This window comes from Nostoc sp. 'Peltigera membranacea cyanobiont' 213, from assembly GCF_002245975.1.
Lineage (GTDB): Bacteria > Cyanobacteriota > Cyanobacteriia > Cyanobacteriales > Nostocaceae > Nostoc.
In genome coordinates, this window is record NZ_NOLI01000266.1 from 1 (window position 1) to 4,595 (window position 4,595).

At 46.3% G+C, this 4,595-nt stretch carries 4 protein-coding genes; 3 read left to right on the forward strand and 1 reads right to left on the reverse strand.

Annotation, left to right across the window (positions count from 1 at the left end):
* Positions 1-46: 46 nt before the first annotated feature.
* On the reverse strand, positions 47-1,006 hold the full coding sequence (locus tag CDG77_RS33540; RefSeq protein ID WP_094333478.1) for a COX15/CtaA family protein: 960 nt from the start codon (positions 1,004-1,006) through the stop codon (positions 47-49).
* A 262-nt stretch (positions 1,007-1,268) separates the two neighbouring features.
* On the opposite strand from CDG77_RS33540, the gene CDG77_RS38805 reads away from it, so the two are divergent.
* The 3 genes from CDG77_RS38805 to ctaD all read left to right on the forward strand — a co-directional run bounded on the left by CDG77_RS38805 (position 1,269) and on the right by ctaD (position 4,524).
* A complete protein-coding gene (locus CDG77_RS38805; RefSeq protein WP_258169517.1) occupies positions 1,269-1,397 on the forward strand; it encodes a hypothetical protein in 129 nt (42 codons plus the stop codon).
* Positions 1,398-1,630: 233 nt separating this feature from the next.
* Complete coding sequence (locus CDG77_RS33550) at positions 1,631-2,719, forward strand: cytochrome c oxidase subunit II (RefSeq protein ID WP_094333480.1); 1,089 nt, start codon at positions 1,631-1,633, stop codon at positions 2,717-2,719.
* 68 nt (positions 2,720-2,787) lie between these two features.
* Complete coding sequence (gene ctaD / locus CDG77_RS33555; RefSeq protein ID WP_094333481.1) at positions 2,788-4,524, forward strand: cytochrome c oxidase subunit I; 1,737 nt, start codon at positions 2,788-2,790, stop codon at positions 4,522-4,524.
* The last annotated feature ends 71 nt before the right edge of the window (positions 4,525-4,595 follow it).

Here is a 4,595-nt window from a genome sequence, read left to right on the forward strand (position 1 = left end):
GGAGAGAGAAGTATTAATTATTGCCCAATGCCCCATGCCCCATTCCCTATTCAACACTGGCTAAACGCCCCGCTTCCGCTAACAGCACTCGTGAATCGGCACTAACTGAGTCACGTAGTGCAAGAACTGTGAAAGCCACCAAAGTACCCAGCAAAGCTGCTCCTATAGCTTGATGAGAGACAGTGAGAGGCTCGACTTGGAGATGTAATTTGAAAGTGGCGAATCCCAACAAGATTTGTAATGTCAACAACCCACCAGCGATATTTGCCAGTCGCCGTAAGGCTGGATGTAGTGCTGGTGTCCGCCAACAGATAAATACCATTGCCAAGATTGCCACTGTTGGCGGCACCAAACCAGCAATATGGCTGTACATCACAGTACAAAGTTGAGAACCGCCTAAGCATTGGTGTAGCGCCCAGCGAGAGCCTACCAAAGCACCCAAGAGACTTTGCAGGTAAACCAGAACAGCAGCAGTTAAACCTACCCAAGGCAACTTACCAACGGTTCCAGTCCCCTGATAGGGGGTGAGTGCTGTGCCGATAATCAGGAGGGTACTAAAAAATAACAGCGCCGTTCCTAAATGGGCGGTAACGATATCAAACCGCAACAGTTCGGTAACGGTGAGTCCTCCCAAGATGCCTTGGAAGACGATTAAAAACAGGGCGAATGTGGATGCCCAAGGTAGCCAAGAGGGTAAGAAACGACGATGCCACCAGGACAAACCGAAAAGTGCGATCGCGCTTAAACCTATTATTGCTGCATCCAATCTGTGAAACCACTCCAAAAACACTTGGAGATTCATTTGCTTGGCTGGCACAAGTTCGCCATAGCATAAGGGCCAGTCTGGGCAAGCAAGTCCAGCATTCATCACGCGGGTGGCACTGCCTATTGCCATCAAAATTAAGGTGGCTATGCATATTTTCCACACCAAGCGCCGAATCATTTCCTTGGGCTTTTGCTGCTCAACTGCCGCTTCATTTTGTTGTTGTAGGACAAATTCGCTCATGAAGGATACCTTCTGCCCGCTCTTGGTGGATCTCTTAAAATTTTCAATTTTCTTTTAGTGTCCCATCTTCACCCTAGCGTATAGGCTCAGGGTTTATAGATTAGCACTCACTTATACTTTGAATCACTTCAGGAAGGTTTTGCCTGAAGCTTTAGGTATTTTTCAAGATGTGAAAAATTGATCGATCGCAATTAATTTAAACATTCTAAATTTTTCCTTAAATTTTTCCACTGATTTCTATCTACTTTTGAAAGAAGGCAAAATGGCGCAGCATAAAGCCTGCGGTATAGCAACTCTTAGAGACCTAGGCGTAGCTTGCTTCTTTGCAGGAGTGCGCTTGGGGCGAGTCCGCGAGCATCGGCAGAGGGCAGAAGGAAATAATTATGAATGAAAAATTTAACTTTAGTTTTGGGTATAAAACCCAGTGCTTCAATCCCACGCTTTTAACTGCATCAGGGTTACTTCTACTTCTTGCCTCCAATAGTCACCTTGTACCCAAAATTAGTAAAATAGTTAAAAAAATTAATAAAAATTTCAGACCTCTGGACTCTATACCTTCCAGCCTAGACTACCTTAGTAAGTGGGCAGCTTTAAGATAACGTAGTAAATTCAATTAAGTAAGCCGTGAAGATTCCAAGTTCAATCTGGACATTACTCATTGGCATCGTGCTAACGCTAGCCAGCCTTTGGTACGGTCAAAATCACGGTCTGTTGCCAGCAGCAGCCACGGATGAAGCCGTCTTGGTGGATGGTCTGTTTAACGCGATGATGATCGTTTCTACAGGTATATTCCTGTTAGTCGAAGGTATTTTAATTTACTCTGCATTTAAATACCGTCGGCGTGCAGGTGACAATGAAGACGGCCCACCAGTTGAGGGCAATGTACCTCTAGAAATCCTCTGGACGGCGATCCCAGCAATTATCGTTATCGGTATTTCTGTTTACAGCTTTGATGTTTACAACGAAATCGGTGGCTTTGATCCCCATGCTATCCATGAAGCGCCGATGAATCAGGAGTCGATGAAAATGCCAGGGCATGGAAGTGCTATGGCTGCAACTTTAAGCGATACTCCTGGCAGCAGCGAACCCAACCTCAATCAAGAAAAATCTGATGAGGCAATGCAAGATCCGGCTACGGCAGAAGTTCGTAATGCTGACCAAATTCCCCAACTGCGGAATGCCCCAGGTGTCGGTAGTGTTGCTCCAACAATTGGCGAAAGTCCTGATAGAGAAGGCAAACCAGCACAATTACAGGTCAACGTCACTGGTTTACAATACGCCTGGATTTTCACCTATCCTGAAACTGGTATAACTACAGGTGAAATGCACGTCCCCATCGGGCGAGAAGTGGAAATCAATATGACAGCCAACGATGTCATCCATGCTTTTTGGGTGCCAGAGTTTCGCCTCAAACAAGATGCGATCCCCGGTAGGCAAAGCAATATTCGCTTCACCCCCAAAAAAGCAGGAGATTATGTCCTGATCTGTGCTGAACTTTGTGGCCCCTATCACGGTGCAATGAGAGCGCCAGTAGTTGTTGAGTCAGAAGAGGCATTTGACAAGTGGATGCAAGAACAGCTTGTTGCCAGCAAAGAAACATTAAATCAAGCCGTTGCTGTTAACCCAGCGAATTTATCCCCAAATGATTTTCTTGCTCCTTACACCAAGGACATGGGAATTAAACCAGAAATCCTCCATCAAGTTCACCATTAGCTAATTATGTTATTTAGTCAAAATCCAATGACTAATGACCAATGACTAATGACCAATGACTAACAACTATGACACAAGCTCAGTTGCAAGAAACTGCCAATATCCCTGCCCTTCTTGAGGAACCAGGGGTCAGAAAATGGCAAGACTTCTTTGGCTTTCAAACCGACCATAAGGTGATTGGGATTCAATACCTAGTCACTTCGTTTATTTTTTACTGCATTGGCGGCGTAATGGCTGACTTGGTTCGCACTGAACTGCGAACCCCAGAGGTAGATTTTGTCACCCCGGAAGTCTACAACAGTCTATTCACGCTGCACGCCACAATCATGATTTTCTTGTGGATTGTGCCAGCCGGAGCAGGATTTGCTAACTATCTAATTCCCTTGATGATTGGGGCAAAAGATATGGCATTTCCTCGGCTGAATGCTGTCGCTTTTTGGATGATTCCCCCTGCGGGTGTGTTGCTTATCGCCAGTTTATTGGTAGGCGATGCACCAGATGCAGGTTGGACTTCCTACCCTCCCCTGAGTTTGGTAACAGGACAAGTGGGTGAGGGCATTTGGATTATGAGTGTCCTGCTGCTAGGTACGTCCTCAATTTTGGGGTCGATAAATTTTCTAGTAACATTGATCAAGATGCGTATCCCCAGCATGGACATCCACAAAATGCCCTTGTTCTGTTGGGCGATGTTCGCTACTTCGTCACTGGTTTTAGTATCAACCCCAGTCTTAGCAGCAGGTCTGATTCTGCTTTCCTTTGACTTAATTGCCGGGACAACATTTTTTAACCCAACTGGCGGTGGCGACCCTGTAGTTTACCAGCACATGTTCTGGTTTTACTCCCATCCAGCCGTTTACATCATGATTTTGCCCTTCTTTGGGGCAATTTCAGAAATTATCCCCATTCATTCCCGCAAGCCGATTTTTGGCTATAAAGCGATCGCTTATTCATCTCTAGCAATCAGCTTTTTGGGGCTAATTGTTTGGGCGCACCACATGTTTACCAGTGGTATCCCCGGCTGGTTGCGGATGTTCTTTATGATCACCACCATGATCATCGCCGTACCCACAGGGATTAAAATATTTAGCTGGTTAGCAACCATGTGGGGTGGAAAAATCCGGCTTAACAGCGCCATGTTGTTCGCCATCGGCTTTGTCGGCACCTTTGTAATCGGCGGCATCAGTGGCGTAATGTTGGCAGCAGTGCCCTTTGATATTCACGTTCACGACACCTATTTTGTAGTAGCCCACTTGCACTACGTCCTATTTGGTGGTAGCGTTCTAGGAATTTTTGCCGCCATTTACCACTGGTTCCCGAAAATGACGGGACGGATGGTAAACGAATTTTGGGGTAAGGTTCACTTTGCCTTGACAATTGTTGGTTTAAACATGACCTTCTTACCCATGCACAAACTGGGTTTAATGGGCATGAATCGCCGGATCGCTCAATATGACCCCAAGTTCACCACATTGAACGAAATCTGCACCTATGGTTCTTACATACTGGCAATTTCGACATTTCCCTTCATCATCAATGCGATTTGGAGTTGGTTGTACGGCGAGAAAGCTGGTAATAATCCCTGGAGAGCATTGACCTTAGAGTGGATGACGACTTCACCACCTGCGATCGAGAATTTTGATCGAACCCCAGTGCTGGCTACAGGCCCCTACGACTACGGTTTGGAAAGGGCTAACGAAGGTGTACCCTTATCCGATCCCAATCCAATCTTGTCTGGCGGGCCAAACTCAGTATTAAGAGCAGAACCCGATCCAGCCGTTGCTGCTAATCCCGAAGACCGCAAATAAACTGCGACTGGGGACTGGGGACTAGGAATTTCTTTCTCTCTGCTCCCCGCTCCCCTTGTCCCCTTGTCCCC

Excerpts from the sequence above, each read along its gene's own strand:
- ctaD (WP_094333481.1), top strand. The coding sequence starts at position 2,788 with ATGACACAAGCTCAGTTGCAAGAAACTGCCAATATCCCTGCCCTTCTT.
- CDG77_RS33540 (WP_094333478.1), bottom strand. The coding sequence starts at position 1,006 with ATGAGCGAATTTGTCCTACAACAACAAAATGAAGCGGCAGTTGAGCAG.
- CDG77_RS38805 (WP_258169517.1), top strand. The coding sequence starts at position 1,269 with ATGGCGCAGCATAAAGCCTGCGGTATAGCAACTCTTAGAGACCTAGGC.